The 19857-nt window shown below is 44.1% G+C and carries 18 protein-coding genes; 5 read left to right on the forward strand and 13 right to left on the reverse strand.

Going from position 1 to position 19857, the window contains the following annotated elements:
* Positions 1-24: 24 nt before the first annotated feature.
* From F893_RS12055 to pheA, 5 genes are all read right to left on the reverse strand, one after another.
* Entirely contained in the window at positions 25-567 is a 543-nt protein-coding gene (locus F893_RS12055) for a GNAT family N-acetyltransferase (RefSeq protein WP_004731595.1), read from the reverse strand.
* Positions 555-917: a hypothetical protein gene (locus F893_RS12060; protein ID WP_004731596.1), complete on the reverse strand. Its 363-nt coding sequence runs from the start codon at positions 915-917 to the stop codon at positions 555-557. Before F893_RS12060 ends, F893_RS12055 begins: the two co-directional genes overlap by 13 nt.
* Positions 918-1016: 99 nt before the next feature.
* Positions 1017-3263, reverse strand: a complete 2247-nt coding sequence (locus F893_RS12065; RefSeq protein ID WP_004731598.1) for a bifunctional prephenate dehydrogenase/3-phosphoshikimate 1-carboxyvinyltransferase — start codon at positions 3261-3263, stop codon at positions 1017-1019.
* Positions 3264-3266: 3 nt separating this feature from the next.
* Positions 3267-4358 carry a histidinol-phosphate transaminase gene (hisC, locus tag F893_RS12070; RefSeq protein WP_004731600.1) on the reverse strand — a complete coding sequence of 364 codons (1092 nt, stop codon included), beginning with the start codon at positions 4356-4358 and terminating at the stop codon, positions 3267-3269.
* A 66-nt stretch (positions 4359-4424) separates the two neighbouring features.
* Positions 4425-5534 (reverse strand): prephenate dehydratase, encoded by a 1110-nt coding sequence (gene pheA, locus F893_RS12075; protein WP_004731602.1) that lies wholly within the window; start codon positions 5532-5534, stop codon positions 4425-4427.
* Positions 5535-6022: 488 nt separating this feature from the next.
* Here pheA and F893_RS12080 point away from each other — a divergent pair, with 488 nt between their 5' ends.
* Positions 6023-6541, forward strand: a complete 519-nt coding sequence (locus F893_RS12080) for a DJ-1/PfpI family protein (protein ID WP_004731605.1) — start codon at positions 6023-6025, stop codon at positions 6539-6541.
* A gap of 83 nt (positions 6542-6624) precedes the next feature.
* Here F893_RS12080 and F893_RS12085 read toward each other — a convergent pair whose 3' ends face one another.
* The 3 genes from F893_RS12085 to F893_RS12095 form a co-directional block, all read right to left on the reverse strand.
* A complete protein-coding gene (locus tag F893_RS12085) occupies positions 6625-7767 on the reverse strand; it encodes an acyl-CoA dehydrogenase family protein (protein WP_004731607.1) in 1143 nt (380 codons plus the stop codon).
* 147 nt (positions 7768-7914) lie between these two features.
* A complete protein-coding gene (locus F893_RS12090) occupies positions 7915-9066 on the reverse strand; it encodes an IS4-like element ISAbe18 family transposase (RefSeq protein ID WP_004646736.1) in 1152 nt (383 codons plus the stop codon).
* A gap of 139 nt (positions 9067-9205) precedes the next feature.
* Positions 9206-10549, reverse strand: coding sequence for a dicarboxylate/amino acid:cation symporter (locus F893_RS12095; protein WP_005252292.1), 1344 nt, complete (start codon positions 10547-10549; stop codon positions 9206-9208).
* A 408-nt stretch (positions 10550-10957) separates the two neighbouring features.
* Between F893_RS12095 and F893_RS12100 the strand changes: the two genes are divergently transcribed.
* Positions 10958-11959 carry a glycosyl transferase family protein gene (locus tag F893_RS12100; RefSeq protein WP_004731610.1) on the forward strand — a complete coding sequence of 334 codons (1002 nt, stop codon included), beginning with the start codon at positions 10958-10960 and terminating at the stop codon, positions 11957-11959.
* 82 nt (positions 11960-12041) lie between these two features.
* On the opposite strand, the gene F893_RS12105 is transcribed toward F893_RS12100, so the two are convergent.
* Positions 12042-12314: a YeaC family protein gene (locus F893_RS12105; RefSeq protein WP_004278992.1), complete on the reverse strand. Its 273-nt coding sequence runs from the start codon at positions 12312-12314 to the stop codon at positions 12042-12044.
* A gap of 3 nt (positions 12315-12317) precedes the next feature.
* Positions 12318-13256: an NAD(+) kinase gene (locus F893_RS12110; RefSeq protein WP_004645573.1), complete on the reverse strand. Its 939-nt coding sequence runs from the start codon at positions 13254-13256 to the stop codon at positions 12318-12320.
* A gap of 191 nt (positions 13257-13447) precedes the next feature.
* Here F893_RS12110 and mrcB point away from each other — a divergent pair, with 191 nt between their 5' ends.
* Together mrcB and F893_RS12120 are read left to right on the forward strand one after the other, a co-directional pair.
* A complete protein-coding gene (gene mrcB, locus F893_RS12115) occupies positions 13448-15838 on the forward strand; it encodes a penicillin-binding protein 1B (protein ID WP_004731612.1) in 2391 nt (796 codons plus the stop codon).
* A 14-nt stretch (positions 15839-15852) separates the two neighbouring features.
* On the forward strand, positions 15853-16398 hold the full coding sequence (locus tag F893_RS12120; RefSeq protein WP_004731615.1) for a hypothetical protein: 546 nt from the start codon (positions 15853-15855) through the stop codon (positions 16396-16398).
* A 58-nt stretch (positions 16399-16456) separates the two neighbouring features.
* Here F893_RS12120 and F893_RS12125 read toward each other — a convergent pair whose 3' ends face one another.
* Positions 16457-17356 carry an NUDIX domain-containing protein gene (locus tag F893_RS12125; protein WP_004731618.1) on the reverse strand — a complete coding sequence of 300 codons (900 nt, stop codon included), beginning with the start codon at positions 17354-17356 and terminating at the stop codon, positions 16457-16459.
* Positions 17357-17494: 138 nt separating this feature from the next.
* Between F893_RS12125 and hemP the strand changes: the two genes are divergently transcribed.
* Positions 17495-17665 (forward strand): hemin uptake protein HemP, encoded by a 171-nt coding sequence (gene hemP, locus F893_RS12130; protein ID WP_004645578.1) that lies wholly within the window; start codon positions 17495-17497, stop codon positions 17663-17665.
* Between the two features lie 73 nt (positions 17666-17738).
* Here hemP and F893_RS12135 read toward each other — a convergent pair whose 3' ends face one another.
* On the reverse strand, positions 17739-19073 hold the full coding sequence (locus F893_RS12135) for an ATP-binding protein (protein WP_004731621.1): 1335 nt from the start codon (positions 19071-19073) through the stop codon (positions 17739-17741).
* Between the two features lie 4 nt (positions 19074-19077).
* The gene (locus tag F893_RS12140; RefSeq protein WP_004645580.1) at positions 19078-19743 is read right to left on the reverse strand and encodes a response regulator transcription factor; all 666 of its coding nucleotides are present in this window, start codon (positions 19741-19743) and stop codon (positions 19078-19080) included.
* Positions 19744-19857 lie beyond the last annotated feature (114 nt).

Genomic DNA, 19857 nt, shown 5'->3' on the forward strand with positions numbered 1-19857 from the left:
CCCATCAGATGATGGGTTTTTTATTTAAAAGACAAAATCTTCTGCAAAAATTTCATACATCACAGCCCGATATTTAGGCTTATCGATGTAACGGAGAATTTTTCCGCCCAAGCGTTCTGCAATTTTACGGCTAGCCCAGTTCTCTTCTGCTACCGGATAGCTTAGGACTTGAAGCCCTAATGTATTGAAAGCATAGGCCACAACACAATGCACTGCCTCATGTCCATAATGATGACCATGTGCAGTTTCACGAATCCAGATACCAACTTCAGGTATTTCATCATGAAGTCGATGCAAACCACATAGTCCAATAAATTCTTGTGTTTCAATATGACGGATAACAAATACATATTCTTTATGATCGGTCATATTTTCCAGCCAATTTTTCCAGACTGTTGCAAATATCTGTTCAGATTCCGGTGCATCCCACGCCATAAAACGTGTCAAACTCGGCGTAATTGAAGCATAAGCTTCTTCGGCATCGGCTGATTTAAAACAATTCAGGATCAAGCGTTGACTTTGCAGTGTAGGCAAAGCTGATTGATTCTGTTGAATTAGCTCTTCCATTCAAACTCGCTAAAGCTTTCCTGCTCTTTTAGAGAGGTTTCCACTGCCTGTGCAAGCTGATTAAGCAAACTTCTTTCGTTGATACGATCCAGCCAATCCTGTTCTTCTTCAGGATATGAGGCAATTTCACAGACCAGATGCCCTTGTTCATCTCTGGTTTCGCAACTCACAGATAAAGGCAATGCATGTTCTTCCACGCTGACGGCAACCTGAGCTCCACTTTGGCTTAAGGTCTGAAAACCATATTTGCCTAATTTTTCGGCAAGTAAATGTGCTACATATTCCTGGGTTTCCTGACCATCCCGTGGTGTTTGGCTCTGGGTATTGGCCATGAATTTTAATTTTCGCATCGCTACTTCCAAATGGCTTTTTTCTTATATGGGTTTAGCATAAGCAATATAAACAAAACAGCCAAGCAAAAGCTTGGCTGTTTCACATAATTTTAAAAATTATTCTGACACTTGAATTGGCAATCCTGCAATTGAGGTTAATTCTGTGAAGGTCGGGAAACTGGTTGCGACCGTTTCAGTACCGACAATCTTGATCTGCTCCGAATTACGCAAACCGGCAATCGAAAAACTCATCGCGATACGGTGATCATGATGCGATTCAATTTCACCACCCGTAAAGATTGGCGACCAGTCACCGGACTTGCCCTTACCTTCAATGATGATGCCATCTTCAGTTGGGGTACAGTTAATACCCATGGTTTGAAGACCATCTGCCATCACTTGAATACGATCCGATTCTTTCACGCGAAGCTCGGCAGCGCCGGTCAAAATCGTCTGACCTTCAGCACATGCTGCCGCAATGAATAACGCCGGGAATTCATCAATTGCCAATGGCACCTGATCTTCCGGCATATGAATGCCTTTTAATGTACGCGTACCACGAATACGAATGTCCGCAATTGGTTCACCGCCTGCAATACGCTCGTTTTCAACTGTAATGTCCGCACCCATTTGCTTGAGGATTTCAATCACACCAGTACGGGTCGGGTTAATGCCTACCGCTTCAAGGGTGATGTCCGAGTTTTCAGTAATCGCAGCGCCAATCATAAAGAAAGCAGCAGAAGAAATATCTGAAGGCACCTGAATATTGGTTCCGACCAGCTTTCCGCCACCTTGCAGTGAAATTCGGTTGCCTTCGGTTTTCACTTCATAACCAAATGCACGTAACATACGTTCAGTATGGTCGCGAGTTGGTTCAGGCTCAGTCACTGCAGTTTCACCTTCAGCCCATAGACCTGCAAGTAAAATTCCTGATTTCACCTGAGCAGAGGCCATTGGCAAGTCGTACTGAATACCTTTTAGATTTTGATTACCAGTGATGGATACAGGTGGTGTACCTCGTTCACCCGTAGTCTGGATCTGCGCCCCCATTTCACGTAAAGGCTTGGCAATACGCTCCATCGGACGTTTGGATAAAGATGCGTCGCCAGTCATGACTGAATCAAATTTCTGCGCTGCTAGCATACCGGACAGCAAACGCATTGAAGTGCCCGAGTTGCCCATATAAATGGCAGACTGTGGCGCTTTAAGGCCATGCATGCCGACACCGTGAATGGTCACTTCGCCATTTTTAGGACCTTCAATGCTCACCCCCATATCACGGAAAGCTTGCAGTGTCGCTAGAGCATCCTCACCTTCCAAAAAGCCGGTCACATGTGTGGTACCTTCTGCAATCGCACCAAACATGATCGAGCGATGTGACACAGATTTGTCACCTGGCACGGTAAATTTACCCTGAAATTTCTTGGCACCCGGCTGAATGGTAAATTGTTGTGTCACTTTATTTTTCTCCATGAAAGGTTTCTTGGCGAGCATATGGTTGAAATGCTGGCGAGCTGCCTGCGCATGACCCAATAAGCCCATCAATGCGTGGGAATCTTCATCTTCAATCAATTTGCGGATAATCGCGAGCTGCTGTTCAAAGCCATCAACAGCATTCAGAACTGCTTTTTTATTAGCAAAAAAGATGTCATGCCACATTTGTGGATCGCTGGCGGCAATTCGCGAGAAATCCCGAAAACCACCCGCAGCATAACGAAATATATCTAAATTGTCTTCACGCTTGGCCAGTTGTTCGACCAGGTTAAAGGCCATAAGATGCGGAAGATGACTGGTATGCGCCAGCACTTCATCGTGCTTGTCGACATCCATACAAATCACTTCGGCTTTCGCCGCTTGCCACAGTCGAATCAGTTTATCGACAGCCCAGTCTGCACTACTTGGCAATGGCGTCAAAATCACCTTGTGATTGGCAAATAAATCGACTTTGCCTGCATGTACCCCAGTATGCTCGGCACCTGCAATCGGATGGCCCGGTACAAAACCTTCAGGCAGTTCATCGCCAAAAACCGCTTTCGCTGCATCGACCACATTACCTTTGGTACTACCAACATCAGTAATAATGGTATTGGGAGATAAATAAGGCTGAATGGCTTCCAACACCTTTTGCGTGGCACGTACCGGCAATGCAAGCACTACCAGATCAGCACCTTTGACCGCCTCTATAGGATCGGCATAGCCTTCGGAAATCAGGCCAAGAGATTTAGCATCTTCCAAAGTCTTTTGTGAACGTGTCGATGCAACAATGTCATTGGCCAAATGCTCGGCTCGAATGACACGCGCCAGACTTGAACCAATCAGTCCAAGCCCGATAAATGCAACTTTTTCAAACAGTGGCTGCGACATGGTTTAAGCTTTTGCCTCTAAACCGAGTACTTTAGCCAATGCGCTCAAGAATTTCGCATTTTCTGCTTCAGTACCAATCGATACACGAATGTGATTAGAAATACCGACCGGACGCACAATCACCCCTTGCTTGAGCAAACCATTGAAGGTTGCTGATGGGTCTGCCTGTACATCTACCAGAATAAAGTTGGCACGTGAAGGCACATAGTTAAGACCCAAAGCTTTAAAACCGGCTTCAAGTTGCGCCATACCGGCTTTATTCACTTCACGAGAACGCGCGATAAAGTCTTCATCTTTCAGTGCAGCCACCGCAGCGACCATCGCTAAATGGTTGACGTTAAATGGTTGACGGATACGGTTCAGATAATCCGTCACTTCAACTGAAGCCAGAGCAAAACCAACACGCAGTGCAGCCAGACCATAACACTTCGACAAAGTACGGCTAACGATCAGGTTTGGATATTGCGCAAGGAATTTCAAGCTGTTGAAGTTTTCCGGGAAATATTCCACATATGCTTCATCCAGAACCACAATCACATTGGCAGGAACTTTTTGCATGAAAGCTTCAAATTCAGCTTCTTCGAACCAGGTTCCGGTTGGATTGTTCGGGTTTGCAATGAAGACGAGTTTGGTATTGTCTTGAATGGCAGCCGCCATTGCTTCCAAGTCATGCGAGAAGCCTTTAGCCGGAACTTCAATCGCTTGTGCATTAATGGCTTGAGTCACCAATGCATAAACCGCAAAAGCATGCTGGCTATACACCACCGAATCTTTTTCTGAAACGAATGCGCGCGCAAACATTTCCAGCAAGTCGTTTGAACCATTCCCCAAGGTAATCTGATCATGATTAAAACCAAACTGGGTTTTGATCTGATCTTTCAGGATAAAACCACCACCGTCCGGATAACGGCCAATTTCAGCAATTTCCGCAGCGACCGCTTCTTTGACTTTATCTGAACAGCCCAGCGGATTTTCATTTGAAGCCAATTTTACGATATCGGTAAGACCCAACTCGCGCTCAAGTTCACTGATCGGCTTACCCGGCTGATATGGCTTTAATTTTGAGATGCCTGAATTGGCTGGTACAAACGACATTTTAGACTTCCAATTTTAGGTATAAAACAGTGGTCAGCACCCTCGCCCTGACCACGGATAGCTGACTTAAAGTACAGCTGCAGGATATGAACCGAGTACGCGAACTTCTTTGACCAAAGGACGAATTTCTTCAATGGCTGCTTTCACGTGTTCCTGCTCAATATGGCCTTCAAGATCAATGAAGAACACATAAGCCCATTTTTCAGGAAGCGCAGGACGCGTCTCAATACTGGTCAGACTGATATTATGCTTGGCAAACGGCGCCAGAATTTCCAGCAAAGCCCCGGCACGATCATGTGCTGAAATCAGTAATGAAGTCTTGTCATTGCCACTTTGCGGCACTTTTTCACGACCAATCACCAGGAAGCGTGTGGTATTTTCCGGATTGTCCTCGATATTGCTATGCATGATTTCGAGATCATAAATGCTCGCAGCAATTTCAGAGGCAATTGCAGCAGAATGCCATTCATTACGAATACGGCGTGCTGCTTCCGCATTGGAACTTAAAGCGACACGTTCCACACCTGGATAATGAGCATCCAGCCACTTACGGCACTGTGCCAAAGTCTGCTGATGCGCATAAATCTGTTTGATGCTGTCTTTACGGGTATTTTCAGAAATCAGGAACTGATGGTGAATCGGTAATTCAACTTCGCCAATTACATTCAGGTTCGATGTTTTGAAACAGTCCAAAGTATGGTTGACCACGCCTTCAGAGGAATTTTCTACCGGCACCAGACCATAATGGGCACTGCCCGCTTCCACGTCACGGAAAACTTCATCAATGGTCGGTAAAGGACGAACCACAGCATCATGACCAAAGTGCTTCAGTACCGCAGAATGGGTATAAGTCCCGACTGGTCCAAGGAAAGCAATGCTTTGCGGAGCTTCAAGTGCCAGACAGGCCGACATGATTTCACGGAACAGACGTGCCATGGTGGTATCAGACAATGGCCCTTCATTACGTTCCATGACATTACGCAAAACCTGAGCTTCACGTTCTGGACGGTAAAACAGCGGATTCTCTTCTGAGGCAAACTTTGCTTTTGCCACAGCTTCAGCCAAACGTGCCCGACGGTTAATCAATTGCTGAATTTGCTGATCAACAGAATCGATATCTTCACGAATTTTTGCCAAATCAAGAGAAATCGTGGTGTTTTGATCGTCGTTGATCATTGTTCTGTCGCCCTTCATAAACCTTATCTGTTCAGTATAACAATAGTGAGCTTTCAAATGTTACGCAATATGACATTGGTAGATTAAGTCTTAAAAACATACAGTTGATTTTAACCGTTTATCGCTTTTAGTCATATCTGGTAACATTTACTTCAGCTTTTCTGCTTGATTTACATTATTAAATTGTAAACTTTGCCTGTCCATATTAACTGATTTTAAGGAAGATGAAATATCACTATTTCTTAATCTATATAGCGGTTTTAAGCATAAGAAAATTAAAATAATTGCTTTTCAAACGTCATGTTTGAACCATTCATATCTAAGATAGATTTCACAATAAAATGCACACTCTACAATCCCATTTTTATCGACTTCTCTTTGATTTCACTTATTTTTTACATTAAATCACTACTCACTTACAAAGCAGAGACGATTTTTTAACCAATCACAGATAGTCTAAATTTAAAACAAGCGTTTGGGTGTCAGTCATGCCAAAAAGAATAGCTGTACTTTTGACGAATAATTTTGAAGATCAGGAATATCTTGAACCCGTTGCAGCCTTGCTTGAAGCAAAGCATAGCATCTGTAATATTGAGTTTAATGCAGGAAACGTGGTCTATGGTTTGCATGGCTGTTCTGCAGTGACGATTGACCGGGGCATCGAACAAATCAGTATTGATGATTTTGATGCCTTGCTGATTCCTGGCGGTGAATCTGCAGTTTCCTTATCTACCGATCTCCGGGTGCTGCAGTTTATTCAGGCTTTTAATCAAGCCAAGAAAACCATCTTTAGTTTATGTGATGCATCATTATTACTCTGCGAAGCAGATGTGCTAAAAAATCGAATTATTACCAGTATTCGCGCGCATGCCAGTCGCGTACAACGTGCCGGTGGAACGTATTATGATGCAGAACTGGTGAATGACAATAATCAGTTGATTTCATCTCGTCTACCCAATGATTTACCCATTTTTATTCATGAATGTTTGGATGTTTTAAAATCATAAAGTCTTAAAAAATATTTCCCATCTTGGCTATGCTCTCTCCTACAAAAAAGAGTCCTTCAGGACTCTTTTTTATGGTTGAGCTATTAACGTCCTAACAGCCCGCGAGCCACAATCTCTTTCATAATTTCATTGGTACCCCCATAAATCCGCTGGATCCGCGCATCAACGAAGAAACGTGAAATTGGATATTCAGTCATATAGCCATAACCACCAAATAATTGCAGGAGATTGTCCGCGATTTTCATCTGCATATCGGTAGAAAAACTTTTCAATGCCGCTGCAGTTTCTACATCCAGCTTCCCTTGCATATAAAGCTCAAGATTCTGGTTATAAAAAGCTGCGGTCGCCAATTCATCAATTTTCGCTTGCGCAAGCACAAAACGGGTATTCTGGAATTGACCGATCGCCTGACCAAAAGCCTGACGCTCTTTCACATACTGTGTGGTCACATCAATAGATCCACGAATGGCGCCTAGAGCGGTGGCAGCAATGGCGGTACGCTCACGCGGCAATTCCTGCATCAGGTAAGCAAATCCCTGTCCCGGCTGACCCAGTAATTGCTCCTTTGGCACTTTGACATTGTCGAAGAACAGTTCAGACGTATCCTGAGCATGCAGACCAATCTTGTCCAGATTAGTGCCTTTTTTAAAGCCTTCCAGATGAGTATCAACCAGCAGCAATGAAACGCCTTTGGCGCGAGCTTGAGGATCGGTTTTGACTGCAAGCACCACCAAGTCGGCATGCTGACCATTGGAAATAAAAGTTTTTGAGCCATTTAACAGATAATGTTCATCCTGCAAGATGGCACTGGTGCGCATAGCTTGCAAATCTGAACCAGCACCCGGTTCAGTCATGCCGATCGCACCGACCACTTCACCGGTGACCATTTTTGGTAACCAGTATTTTTTCTGTTCTTCGGTACCGATATGCAGGATATACGGTGCTGCAATATCGGAATGACAAGACAGACCTGTGGCAATGGCACTGTATCCGGCACGTGCAGATTCTTCGATCAGCATCAATGAATAATCGGTCGGCACCCCATAGCCGCCATATTCTTCTGGGACATCGACACACAAGAAGCCATTTTCACCAAGTGCATTCCAGACTGAACGCGGCATCAGACCTTCACGTTCCCACTGGTCATAGTACGGCGCGACATGTTCGTTCATAAAGCGTTTAAAATTATCGCGAAATAATTCTAGATCGGCATCGTAGGCAAGCATTCTATTGTCCTTGTTGTTTATCATTTTAGTTTCCTTTTCACAGACTATCGACTTTCATGCTCCCTGTCATGTGCCGGCATTCATCTTTTTACTAACTTCACAGTCAATAAAAAAGGGAAGCCGAAGCCATTGCTGTCCCACAATTTTTCACAAGAGGAAGCTCATTTGAGCTTCCTCTTGTTTTATGGGTATTTTATCGGGTGAAAATAAAGCTTTTAAAGTTCTTCTTTCAAACAAATTCACTTGAATTATTCTGAGTAAACGTTGAACTGTCCAACCTGTTTTCCCTAAATGTTGAGCGAAACTCACCAATAAATAGGCGATCATCGCAATCCAGATTTGTGTCTGAATTGCGTTCCTGCTGCGGCCTAGAAACGCTTTTAATTTGAGATTCTGCTTAATCGCCTTAAAGAACAGCTCAACTTTCCAACGATCTTTATAAATCGCCGCAATGGTGGAGGCGGCTAAATGAAAGTTATTGCTGAGAAAGCTAAAGTGCTTGCCACTTTGCTGATCTCTATATTCAATTCTTCTTAACACTGGGGCTTTTCTTTTTAGGGCATGTGCGCTATTCAGCTGAATGGTTTCATCTTTTAGAATACCTTTGGATTCAAGCACTGGATGTTGCTGGATCACCTGATACACAGATTTAGGCCTAAAACGTGTGACAAATCCAATGTTTTGAGCAGTCAGATTTGCATACCATTGGTAATCGACATAGCCTTTATCAAAAACTACAATGCTGCCAGCAGGAAACTGGAATTTGCGGCCTTGTACCATGTCATTTTCTTTGCCATTTTCAACTGCAACAAACTCAGGAATATCATTGCTGTGATTCAATCCTATGCTGAGTTTCATGCTGGCTTTTGAGTCGTGAACTTTGGCCCATTCACATAAGGAAAGCGACAGGTCAATATGACTGGCATCCAAGGAATACAAGGGATTCTTAAAGCGAAATTTATGAGCTACTTTTGAGTGTTCATAGTATTTAAGCAACTTGTAAAATAGCTGTTGATACAAGGCAGCAGGCTGCTGCTCATTGATTCGTGCCAGCGTGCTTCGGGGAATAGACTTTGCTCCGAGATGACTTAGCTTTTCCTGTTGGCACTCCAAATTGGATTGAATATCTCTCAGACTTTGTCTACAAGAGAATTGAGACATCAATATGGCAATAAACTGATCCCACCGGGAAGCCGCTCTAAATTTCTGTCCAACATGGTGTACTTTAGCAAGTTGTTCAAAATCCTGTCGCACAACAGGTTTAATTAGCTCATGAAATACGGTATTCTGATGTGACAAAACCTGAATCCTGGTCGTTAAAGTGTTTGTTTGCACTCATATTTTAACTGTTAGGACTCAGGTTTTTTTATTTAAAGCAAACTATGGGACAGCAGTGAAGCCGAAGCTTCCCTTTTAGACACGAAAGACAGACTCAAACTTAGTGAGCGTTATTGCCTTCTTGCGCCATTTTTTCATCAATTTCAGCTGGGTTCGCTAAAGCATAGTTCAGCTTGTCCATATCTAACTGGCCAACCCATTTCGCAACCACTAAAGTCGCCAAAGAGTTACCAACCAGATTGGTCAAGGCACGAGCTTCAGACATGAAACGGTCAATACCGAGAATCAATGCCAGACCTGCCACAGGAATATTCCCTACAGCAGCCAAAGTTGCCGCCATCACAATAAAGCCTGAACCAGTCACGCCTGCCGCACCCTTAGATGAGATCAGAAGTACCAGAAGCAGGGTAATTTGATGAGACAAGTCAAGTTGCGTATTGGTTGCTTGCGCAATAAAGATTGCAGCCATCGTCAAGTAAATCGACGTACCATCCAGGTTAAATGAATAACCAGTTGGAATCACCAGACCTACCACCGACTTCTCTGCACCGGCAAGTTCCAGTTTCTTCAACATACGTGGCAGTACTGATTCTGAAGATGACGTCCCCAGTACAATCAGAAGTTCTTCGCGAATCAGGCGGATCATCTTCATGATGCTGAACCCTGCGAAACGCGCAATTGAGCCCAATATGATGAAAATAAACAGTACGCAGGTAACATAGAAACAAATGATCAACTGTGCCAGCTGAGCAAGAGAACCAATACCATATTTACCAATTGTAAACGCCATTGCACCAAATGCACCAATTGGAGCAAGTTTCATCACCATGTTCACGATGTTGAAAAACACATGTGAAATCTGGTCGATGAGTTTCAGGACTGGCTTGCCTTGATCACCGAGCTTATGCAGTGCAAAACCAAAGATGATCGCGAACAATAGAACTTGCAGGATTTCGCCTTCCGCAAATGCGCCCACAACCGTATTTGGAATGATGTTCATCAGGAAGTCGATAGTCGATTGTGACTCACCTGAAGCGACATATTTACTGATGCCAGTGGTATCCAGTGAAGCAGGATCAACGTTCATGCCCACACCAGGCTTGACGATGTTAATCACGACCAGACCGATGACCAAAGCAATCGTGGATACGATCTCGAAGTAAAGTAAAGCCACACCACCAGTTTTACCGACTGATTTCATGCTTTCCATACCTGCAATACCGCTCACTACGGTACAGAAAATTACAGGTGCGATAATCATTTTAATCAGACGGATAAATGCATCACCAAGCGGTTTAAGCTGTTCGCCCAAGCCAGGGACATGCTGTTCTACGCCATTGATAATTTGCGTACCACTAGGCGAAAAATGCCCGACCAGAATACCTGCGATAATGGCCACAATCACTTGAAAATACAGTGACTTATAAATTGGTTGTTTCGCCATAATAAATCTACTTGAACGATATCAAAAATAAGAAAGACCATTTTGAGAAATATACTGACCTCTTCATCCCTTCTCAGGATGAACGGATCAAGTCTCAAAAGGCTCAAGAGAATGTTCAAAAATGATAATCAGCCATGCATTGAATCTGACACTCAAGTATCAGACCAAAGTATTAAATGGGAGAAAGAGATTAAGAAAAATTAAACAGACTCTAAAAATTGCCTAAATTTTACCGAATATTCAGACTAAATGTGCATAACTTATTATGCGCTTGTTTATGTTTTAACCAGAATAGATTAGACATTAGTCGATAATCAGATTTAACTGATTGTTTTACGTATACTGAAAGGTTTATGGATTTTCACCCTCTCCCTTGACATTAATATTTTCTGCAAGCTGTAAAAAGTTATGAATACCAAAAGAAATATTTATAAAGATTTCGAACATCCCTTTGCCCAATATGTACGCATTGTGGGTAAAGGGAAAAATGGCGCCCGCTCTCTCTGCTATGATGAAGCCTATCAAGCCTTCAGTATGATTTTGAAAAATGAAGTGCTGGATGTGCAGTTAGGTGCATTCTTGATGTTATTGCGGGTCAAGGAAGAATCTGTAGATGAGTTGGCCGGTTTTGTACAGGCGACACGTGACCAGCTGAGTTTCAAAAAACTGGATGTCGATCTGGACTGGTCTTCATATGCGGGCAAGCGCAAGCATTATCCTTGGTTTATTCTGGCAGCCCTGACACTGGCCAAGCATGGTTATAATATTGTGATGCATGGTGCCTCGGGCCATACCATGAACCGCGTTTACACCGAACAGGTGCTGACTTACTTAGGCTATCCAATCTGTCAAAATGATGCTGAGGTTGAACAGCAGCTTCATCAACAGCATTTTGCCTATATCCCGCTAGAAGTAATTTCTCCGATTCTTGCAGACTTGATTGCGCTGCGTAATGTCATGGGCTTACGCTCCCCAATTCATACCCTGGCGCGTCTGATCAATCCCTTTAATGCCAAAGCGACCCTGCAAGCCATTTTCCATCCAGCATATCGTGGTTCGCATCAGCAAGCAGCTTTCCGCTTGGGCTATAAAAATAGTGCCGTGATTAAAGGTGAAGGGGGCGAATTCGAGCGTAATCCGGATGCCAAAACGCTCATCTGTGGCATTAAAGATGGCCTGCTCTATGAGCATGAATTGCCAAAGCTCACTGACAACCGCAGTCCAATTGAAGAAGAACTGGATCTGGCGCTATTTAAGGCTGTCTGGGACGGTCAGCAAAGCCATGATTATGGCGAGATTGCAGTGATAGAAACTATGGGCATTGCGCTATATACCATGGGCGTGTGTGACAGCTTTGAAGCTGCGATGCAAAAAGCCAAAATCTTATGGGCGAATCGCCACACGGTTTAATCTTGTGCAAAAGAAAAAAGCATTGTTCAGTGAATGAACAATGCTTTTTTTAATTGTATTGCTATTGGCTGGGAATTAAGCCTTAAACAAAACGAATCGGCTTGAATTCAGGTTCATTCTTGTGATGATCATCATCACACTCTTCACCCTCTTCTTTAGTACCGCGATCGATATAACCGCTGCGCTCATTTTCAGGCAGGTTTTTCATTTCCCAGGCATAGACTGCCTGCATACAGGTCTGACGTTGTTCTGGTGTCAAGGCTACACCGTTTGGCCACTTTCCAATTTCGACTGCTGTTCTTAGGCGTTCAACAATCTCAGGATTGAGTACGGCAAGCATTTGTTCAATATTCATGATTTAATCCTGCTTAAAATAATCAAAGTCCTGATTCCACCCCAGTTTGGTTCGACAGGCATTATAAAAGTCATAACCCGGTGGATGCAGAAGATTCAGTTTAAAGGGATGCTTGCGAATATGGACGCTATCACCCACATTCAAAGACACACTGTGTTGTCCATCCGCACTAACCATCGGCAGTACGCGATTTTCACGAATCAGTAATTTAATTTCACTATGTCCACCGACCACAATCGGGCGTGAAGACAAGGTATGCGGATGCATCGGTACCAAGGCAATCGCATCCATACTTGGATGTACAATCGGGCCACCACCAGAAAGCGCATAAGCCGTAGAACCAGTCGGCGTAGAGACTATCAGGCCATCGCTGTGCTGACGATAGACATATTGTCCATCAATATTCAGTTCAAAATCGATCATATGTACCGATTTCCCTGAATGTAGCACCACATCATTTAGAGCAATGGCATCGTAAATCACTTCACCTTTGGAGCGAATTTCGACTTCGAGTAAAAAGCGTCGCTCAGTCTGAAAGTCACCCTTTAATACCTGATCCAGCTTGAATATCACTTCAGTCGGCTTGATATCCGTTAAAAACCCCAGACGACCACGGTTAACCCCGATCACCGGGGTATTGTACTTGACCAAGGCGCGTGCTGCATGTAATAGCGAGCCGTCACCGCCCACGACAATCACCAGATCCACCACCTCACCCAATAAGGCACGACTGACGGTTTGGGTATTTTGATAGGGAACAAGTTCAGCTGTCGCTGCATCAAAAACTGGGTGTAGGCCTAAATTGAGAAGATGATCGTGAATAAGGCATAAGGTTTCAACCACCGACGATTTATCAGGACGTCCTATTAACCCGATATTTCGAAAGGTCTTATGGGAAATTTGCACCAGTGTCGTCGCTCCGCTACGAATCCTGCTTATCATAACATTAAGCTATACCTGGATGACAATTTATAACAGTGCTTCATAGGTAGGAAATTATTTGAAATATATTCGAATTAAGGAGAAATTGTGGGGTTTCATTTTAATTTTAAGCGCATTTCTTGATTAAATATTGCAAAATAATGAAAAGCTTCGCATGATTAGCACAATTTCACAGGATCTTATAAGTATTTATGAAATCTGAACGTGGCATGGGGTTTCTTGCCTTAATTTTTTCTATTATTGTCATTTCTATCTTTGTAGCATTTAGTATCTATTTGATTAGATTAGACAATATTGTACGCGACAAGTTTGAAGGTCAGCGCTGGGATATTCCGGCCAAGGTCTTCGCACGTCCGATGGAAGTGTACGTGAATGCCCCAGTCAGCCTGCAGGATTTCCAACAAGAATTAAAATTACTCGGTTATAAAAATTCGGATAGTTATACTAAATCAGGCAACTTTGTCACCACGGGTAATACCCTGTATGTGCATACACGCGGCTTTGATTTTGGTGACCGGGTTGAACCGGAACAAATATTGAAAGTCAGTTTCAGCGGTGAACAGATTGCAGAAGTCAGCGCAACCAAACCGTCTTCAAGCGGGATTGCGCGTTTAGAACCTTTATTAATTGGTGGGATTTATCCGCAGCATAACGAAGACCGTGTGCTGATCAAGCTAAATAAAGTGCCTAAGCCCTTGATCGAAGCGCTGATCGCGACCGAAGACCGTAAGTTCTATGAGCATCATGGGGTTTCACCGCGTGGTATTGCACGTGCCGTAGTCAGCAATATTACCGGTGGTAAACGTCAGGGTGGCTCAACCTTAACCCAGCAGCTGGTCAAAAATTTCTATTTAACCCCTGAGCGCACCTTAAAACGTAAAGTGAATGAAGCCTTTATGGCGATGCTGATTGAATTGCATTATGACAAGAATGAAATTCTAGAAGCTTATCTGAATGAGGTAAATCTCGGCCAGAATGGTAACTACTCCATTAATGGTTATGGTCTGGCATCGCAGTTTTATTTTGGCCTGCCACTGCGTGAACTGAATATTTCCCAGCAAGCATTTTTGGTGGGTTTAGTCCAAGGCCCGAGTCTATACAATCCATGGCGCAATCCTGAAAGTGCGAAAAAACGCCGTGATATCGTCCTGAATAATATGCTGGTGATGGGCTATCTGACTCAGGAACAATATGAAAAAGAAACCGCACGTCCGTTAAATGTCATTTCAAAACCGACTTTAGGCCCTGCCCGCTTCCCGGATTTTCTGGATATTGTACGTCGTCAATTACGCACAGATTATCAGGAAACCGATCTGACCAATCAGGGTCTGCGAATTTTCACCACTTTAGATCCTTTAGCCCAAACCAGAATTCAGGACAGCTTTAAAGAGACGGTGGCGCGTTTAAGTAAATCCAATCCGGGTCGCCTGAAAGATTTACAAGGTGCGGTATTGGTATCGCATCCGGAAAATGGTGAGCTGGTAGCCGCAGTAGGTTCTACTCAAGATTTTACCGGCTTTAACCGTGCAGTCGATGCCAAGCGTCAGGTTGGTTCCCTGTTAAAGCCTGTGATCTACCTGAGTGCACTGGAATCGAACCGTTATCATTGGGCGAGCCCCATTGAAGACAGTGAAATCAGCATTAAGAGTGACGGCAAAACCTGGACACCGAAAAACTATAGTGGTCGTGGACATGGTGTCATTCCAATGTCACAAGCCTTATCGCAATCTTATAACCTGTCCACTGTGCGTTTAGCACAAGAATTTGGCCTGTCTACCTTTATTAATCATCTGAAAAAATTTGGTGTAACTTCAGATATTCCATCTTATCCGTCGATTTACTTAGGTGCGGTAGATATGTCCCCGATGGAAGTGATGAATATTTACGGCAACTTTGCTACAGGCGGCTTTAAATACCCAACCAAAGCGATTCGCTCTGTGGTGGATGCCAACGGCCGCTCTCTGGATCGTTATAGCCTGAGTGTGCAACCGACCATTGATCCGGCTTCTGCTTATGCTCTGAATTATGGCTTACAACAGGTCATGTCGAATGGTACAGGTCGTGCAGCCTATAACAGCTTACCACGTAGTCTGAATCTTGCCGGTAAATCCGGTACTACGAATGACAGCCGTGACTCATGGTTTGCCGGATACTCAGGTAATTATATGACCGTGGTTTGGCTCGGTCTGGATGACAACAAAGTCACTGGCTTGACCGGTTCTTCAGGTGCCCTGCCCGTGTGGACCAATGTCATGAAACAACTACGCCAAAAACCGGTGAATTTGCCACAGCCGAATGAAATCGAATGGCATTGGCTGGATCGTTATACCGGTCATTTATCGGCACAAGGCTGTGAAGGCGCCATGTATATCCCGATTTCGCGTCATGCCCTGCCAAATCAGGCAACTGCCTGCGGCATCTCGCATTATGCGACGGAACCTTATGATATTGATTCAGAACCTGAGCCATCTGATGCTGAACAGGATGATATGAGTCGCTATATACAAGAAAGTGAAACAGAAATAGAACGCGATCTTGAGAGCGAAACCCGTATTATCGCCAGTGGAAGTTATAGCCATTAATTGAGTCTATGTTTATGTTAAGAAAAATCCTCCCTGGTTTGCTCATCCTCAGTCTGGTGGGCTGCCAAAGTATCTCTGAGCCAGAAAAGCCAGTTACCCCAGTCAAGCCTGCGACGGAAAAACCTAAGGCAAAAACGCCAGACGGCGTCGTGATTACGCCTTATGACCGTCCTGACATCAAACGTCAGAAAATTGTCATTCCTGAACAGAAGCCGAAAAGCCAAAAGTTTGATGATGGCCGTAATCTGCCGGCTTTCAAGAGTCTGATGCAGCAAACCCAGCAGGCCTATACCAAGCAGCAGTTCGCTCAAGCTGAAGCGTCTGCAACTCAGGCACAGCGACTGGCCCCTCAGGCACCGGAAACCTATTTATACTTGGGTATGATTGCTAACCGTAAAAATCAGCCAGCAAGCGCCGATGCTTTTGCCTTACGTGGCCTGAGTTATGCACAATCTAGTGCCATGAAAAAGCAGCTTTGGCAAGTGCGCCTTAAATCTGCTCAGTTGCGGAAAAATGCCAAAGCGATTCAGCAAGCCCAACAGGCACTCAAAAAGCTTTAAGATAATTTTCCATAGAAACTGACTTACTAATAGAAAGTTTATTTTATAAATAAAGTGTTTAAATATAGCGAATGCCGGCAATGCCATAAGCGTGCTGGCTTTTTGCATACTCAAGCTCATCAGCCTTCATTCCACCCAAAGCAAAAACCGGAATCTGTACCTGCTCTGCCATTTGCTTGAATTGCTCCCAGCCTAGCGCAGGCGTGTCCGGATGCGTTGCGGTCGCCAGTACCGGACTCAGCAAGGCTGCTTCACAACCGATCTGTTCTGCATGCATTAAAGCACTCAGGTCATGACAGGCTGCCAGATAACGATAGCCAGATTTCAATTCACCTTGTTTCAAGTTCATTAGTTGATTCTGTTTTAGATGAATCGTGCGAATCGTCTGCTGCTGCAATTCATTCAGTTGTGACCAAAGCTGCTGATTAATGATTAACCTGGAGAGCTGATCTACCGGATATTGGTGTAATTGCATGATCCGTTCAGGCGTCGCTTCTAAACGCCAATATAACATTTGATCTGTATCCAGACTTGATAAGATATCCAGATCTTCAGCAATCTTGATGCGCTGCGGCCATTGCAGCTTTTGAATCATGGACTGATTGGCTTTCGGGAAATTCAGCTGACCAAGTTCTTCCCGACTGTACCAGCGCCAAGGCTGTTTGATTTCAGCCAGTTGAGTAGGCTGTACTGAAGCATGAAAAATATGCAAATTGACGATGAGATCTTCATATTCATGAGAAATAAAATCAGAAGCATGCCAGCGTTCGATATCAACCCCGACCTCTTCAATCACTTCGCGGCGGCAGGCTTCGACTGGTAATTCGCCCTGTTCAACTTTTCCGCCTGGAAATTCATATTTATTGCCCTGATGCTGCTTGGCCTCACGCCAGCCGACTAGAACCTGATTTTGATAAAATAAAAGCGCAATTGCGACATGAATTGTAGCTTTAGTCATGATGTACAGAACCGGTAAAGTTTTACAGATTGTAAGCAAATTAGAGTTTTTTATAAATTGCTCAATATTTCGTTGACAGATCTATTCGATAATGATTATCATTTAAATCAATTCAAAACACACCACGGAGTCGACGGAATGAACGCCCCATTTAGCCTATTCACCCGTAACAATGATACTCACCATGCCTTGCCAATGCTGCACTCCAACAATCTGTTTGCACTGGGTCGTGAAATCCGGATCATGCATGCCGGCGAAGAATACCGCTTGCGCCTGACCCGCAACAACCGTCTTATTCTGACCAAATAATTAAAACAATCTAAAATAACAAACGTGGGAAGCAGCAGTATGAATCAGCGCATACTGCTTTTTAATCTTCTAATCATGAGATTTTGCCATCAGGCTCAAAACTCAATGACACTTTAAGTCCACCCAAGTCCGACGGCGCATAGTCAATTTTAGCTGCATGCAGTGCCATAATTTTCTGGCAAATGGACAGGCCTAAACCCGAACCCTGAGTTCGCGTACCCAAAGCCCGATAAAAACGTTCACCTAAACGTTCCAGTACCTCATCAGCAATCCCCTCTCCTGAGTTTTCAATCAGTAACTGTATCTGATGCTGCTCAATAACTGTTCGGATCTCGACCTGTCCCTGTTGCGGCGTATAACGGATCGCATTGTCGACCAGATTGCGAATACAACTAAAAATCAGTTCTGGATTCGCTTCGATCACAGCATCCTCAAGTTTTAGATTCCAATGAATGTCTTTTTCTTCTGCAAAAGGCTGCAAGGCCTGCAAAGCCTCCTGAACCAGATTCTTAAGATTAATCGTTTGCGTTGCTAATTGCCCTGTTCGCTCCGGATCGAGTCGTGCCAGTAAAAGTAAATTTTCCAGTACCTGCGTGCCGCGGTTGACATCATTTTGGATCAACTGTAATGCCTGAGGGAGCTGTGCATCATCTTGATATTTGCGTTTTAAAACCTGTAGACGCATTTGAATTGCAGACAGTGGAGAACGCAGCTCATGTGAAGCATCTGCAGTAAAACGCTGTTCGGCAGCCAGTGACTTTTCCAGCCGGCCGAGCATGGCATTCAACTGACGAATAATCGGTTGCAGTTCAGTGATTTCAGGATCAGGCGTTTTGAGAGGGCTTAGATCCTGAGCAGTTTTGGAACCAATCGCCCGGGAAATCTTGTTTAATGGCCGTAACTGGCGTCTGATCGCAACACGCAAAATCAGCCATTGCACTAGCCATAAAATCAATAAGATCCCGGCAAAGCCCAAAGTAGTTTGCCAGAGTTCATCGAAACGTACTGAAAGTGGCTGTACGATTTTGACCTGAAGGTCGTCATCTTCCGCAGTCAGTATCCGGATAAAATGACCATTTTCATAAGCAAACTGAAAGCCGTTGTTCTGTGCTTTTGGAATGGTATTAATTAATTCATCATCAATCGAAGTAGTCAGTACCTGTTGATCCAGCAACAAGGCATACTGGATATCAAACTGTTCACTGAGTTCATCGACTTGGGCGTCTTTGGCCTGGGTAACATCGCCAAGCAGTAACTCAGAAATTTGCTCCATTAATTCATCATGCAACTGACTGGCCTGATAACTGGAAATTCCCAATAACAGCAGCCAGGCCAATACTCCAGCCAAGATGGAACTAAACAGTGCATGTTTGATCAGCCGGGTTTGCAGGGAAATAGCAGCCGACATGGGGTTAAGCCTCAGCCTTATGCATACGATAGCCCAAGCCACGAATGGTCTTGATCATCTGGCTGCCAATTTTTTTACGCAGCTGATAGATAAATACTTCAATGGCATTACTTTCAATTTCATCGCCCCAGGCGTACAGCGATTCTTCCAGCTGTTCACGGGTGACAATATGTTCAGGCTGCTGCATCAGCTTGTATAGAATTTGAAATTCCTTCGCAGTCAGATTCACAGCTTGACCTTCTTTAGTTAGGGTCTTGGCTTGAGTGTCCAGACTGAGATCCTGCCATTGCAGGATATGATTCGGTGTTTGCTGTTTCTGTCTGAGTTGGGCACGAACTCGGGCCGAAAGTTCTTCCAGACTAAAAGGTTTGACCAGATAATCATTCGCGCCTAAATCCAGACCTTCAACCCGGTCATCAATACTGTCTTTGGCCGTAATAAAAATCACCGGCGTATCTTGATGTTGGCTGCGCAAAATTTTCAGAATGTCATCTCCAGTGGCATTCGGCAGGCCACGATCCAGCAGAATACAGTCATATTTATGCTGCTCAATCGCTAGGATCGCATGATCACCACGCTCTACCCGATCAATCACATAACCGTCCATTTCCAGCCAAGTCTGGATACTGTCTGCCTGAGACTGATCATCTTCCGCCAAAAGAATACGCATATTCTGCTCCGTTTGCTTCCTTGTTCTATCTTGCCTTGAAAAAGTTCCAGACTCAAAAAAACCACATGCTTTTTGGTAACTTGCATGTGGTTTTTTGTCGCTGTGTTCAAATTG

It is taken from the genome of Acinetobacter sp. CIP 102136 (assembly GCF_000369685.1).
In the GTDB taxonomy this organism is placed as follows: Bacteria; Pseudomonadota; Gammaproteobacteria; order Pseudomonadales; family Moraxellaceae; genus Acinetobacter; species Acinetobacter fasciculus.